At 42.2% G+C, this 1,035-nt stretch carries 1 protein-coding gene; it reads left to right on the forward strand.

What is annotated here, in order from left to right; genetic code table 11:
* Positions 1-931 (forward strand): reverse transcriptase domain-containing protein (locus QUB06_RS34625; protein ID WP_333439364.1); only part of this gene is annotated, 931 nt, incomplete at its 5' end.
* Positions 932-1,035 lie beyond the last annotated feature (104 nt).

The raw sequence follows: 1,035 nt of genomic DNA on the forward strand, positions 1-1,035 counted from the left end.
AATAAAAGCTGGAGTCAGAGGAGAATTTCCTTCATCCGAATCCGGTACGCCCCAAGGGGGAGTTTTCAGCCCATTACTAGCAAATATAGTCCTTCACGGATTAGAAAATGTTGGTCATGAGGTCAGATTAAAAATCAGAAATGGTGGCAGATACATAGACACTATTACTGGATTTCGTTATGCGGATGACGTTGTGTTTATTCTGAAACCAGAAGACGACCCTGAACCCCTCCGAGGACACATTGATAAATTCTTGGAAACAAGAGGATTAAAAGTTAAAGAAGCCAAAACCAAAGTCGTACATAGTACAGATGGTTTCGACTTCCTTGGGTGGAACTTCTCAGTTAAACCCAATGGTAAATTCATTTCAACACCAAGTCAAAAAGCTACAATTAGCATTAAGGCAAAAGTTAAAGAAGTGATAAAAGATAGTCGTTTCACTCTCGAACATCGAATTAACAAGTGTGGTTCGGTGGTAAGAGGGTGGAGAAATTACCATAGATTCTGCGATCTGAGTCAACACAACCTGTGGTCACTGCGCTATTGGTTATGGAAATTCATTCGGAAACAAGGAAGATACAACCGTTATCAAACCAATAAGGTTATAAAAAGAGCAATTCCTGCGGTTAGTTGGTCAGCCTGCAAGTTTGTCATTGTCAAGGGAGATAAATCACCCTATGATGGCGATTTTGTTTACTGGTCAAAACGAGAGAATGCTCACTACGATGGGATAACGGCACGACTTCTCAAGAAACAGAATCACAAATGTACAGAATGTAATCTATCGTTCATGTCAGGTGATATTGCAGAACTACACCATATCGACGGCAACCATGACAATTGGAAACCTATAAATTTGGAAGTTCTACATCGTGAATGTCACCAGCATCAGACCGTTCACGGTCAGGTGAGAGTCCGAACAGCGGGTTAAACCCGACTTATTAGGTGTCAGACTAGGAGCCGGATGCAGTGAAAGCTGCACGTCCGCGTTCTGAAGGAGAGGTGTCCTGTGGTAACACAGGCATCGACTCTAAT

Origin of the sequence: Microcoleus sp. D2_18a_D3 (assembly GCF_036702455.1) — a bacterium.
Lineage (GTDB): Bacteria > Cyanobacteriota > Cyanobacteriia > Cyanobacteriales > Microcoleaceae > Microcoleus.